1 protein-coding gene is annotated in these 1,014 nt (G+C 68.2%); it reads left to right on the forward strand.

All coding sequences use genetic code 11. The annotated features are described in order from the left end of the window. Position 1: 1 nt before the first annotated feature. On the forward strand, positions 2 to 1,014 hold a 1,013-nt coding region (gene frc / locus AB0D34_RS47295), incomplete at its 3' end, for a formyl-CoA transferase (protein ID WP_362674407.1).

Genomic DNA, 1,014 nt, shown 5'->3' on the forward strand with positions numbered 1-1,014 from the left:
GATGGCTCTTGAGGGTGTGCGGGTGCTGGATATGACGCATGTGCAGTCGGGTCCGTCGGCGACGCAGTTGCTGGCGTGGCTGGGGGCGGATGTGGTGAAGGTGGAGGCTCCGGGCGGGGATGTGACGCGGGGGCAGTTGCGGGATGTGCCGGGCGTGGACTCGTTGTATTTCACGATGCTCAACTGCAACAAGCGCAGTATCACGCTGAACGTAAAGAGCGAGCGGGGGCGGGAGATCCTTGCCGCGCTGGTGCGGGGTGCGGATGTGTTGGTGGAGAACTTCGCGCCGGGCGCGGTGGATCGTATGGGGTTCACCTGGGAGCGGATCCGGGAGATCAACCCCAGGATTGTGTATGCGTCGATCAAGGGCTTCGGGGAGGGCCCGTACACCGGCTTCAAGGCGTATGAGGTGGTCGCGCAGGCGATGGGCGGTTCGATGGCCACCACCGGTTTCGAGGACGGGCCGCCGCTGGCGACCGGTGCGCAGATCGGGGATTCCGGTACCGGTGTGCACGTAGTGGCCGGGATCCTGGCCGCGCTGCTGCAGCGGGAGAGGACCGGGCGGGGGCAGCGGGTGAACGTGGCGATGCAGCACGCGGTGCTGAACCTGTGCCGGGTCAAACTCCGTGACCAGCAGCGTCTGGCGCACGGCCCGCTCGCGGAGTACCCCAACGAGGACTTCTCCGACGAGGTCCCGCGTTCGGGGAATGCGTCGGGGGGCGGTCAGCCGGGCTGGGCGGTGCGGTGCGCGCCGGGCGGGCCCAACGACTACGTGTACGTCATCGTCCAGCCCGTCGGCTGGGCCCCGCTGGCGGCGCTGATCGGCCGGCCCGAACTCGCCCAGGACCCGGAGTGGGCCACCCCGCAGGCCCGGCTGCCCAAGCTGGCGAAGATGTTCCAGCTGATCGAGGAATGGACCACGGCCCTGCCCAAGTGGCAGGTCCTTGCGCAGCTGAACGCGCACAACATTCCGTGCGGGCCGATCCTGTCCCCGAAAGAGATCATCCAGGACGC

Source organism: Streptomyces sp. NPDC048420 (assembly GCF_040651535.1).
Taxonomy (GTDB): Bacteria; Actinomycetota; Actinomycetes; order Streptomycetales; family Streptomycetaceae; genus Streptomyces.